General features: G+C 36.5%; 1 protein-coding gene. It reads left to right on the forward strand.

Annotated elements, in window-relative coordinates; genetic code table 11:
- Window positions 1-274 (forward strand): DUF1850 domain-containing protein (locus SB660_RS20475; protein WP_410584163.1); only part of this gene is annotated, 274 nt, incomplete at both ends.

A 274-nucleotide genomic window follows, 5' to 3' on the forward strand; every position in this document is an offset into this window, starting at 1 on the left:
CTCTATCCATAAATCAGATGTACTGGAATATTATCGCTGCGTAGAAGAACAGCGTATTCAAATGATTGGAATGGAGTATGAGGACTTAGCAATTGGGATGCCTGGCTACGCTGAGGAAAATCAAACGTTAACACAACGCGATGGTAAATATTTTTTGCAATTTGACAAGGAAATCATTGAAAACTTCACAATTTATATCGGGGATTTAGACTTAGACCTTGTGTTTGTTTACAAGGAGCATGAATACGATTTAAAAAAAGATTTGCAAAGGGGT

It is taken from the genome of Bacillus sp. SIMBA_005 (assembly GCF_046535585.1).
Classification (GTDB): Bacteria; Bacillota; Bacilli; order Bacillales; family Bacillaceae; genus Bacillus; species Bacillus pumilus.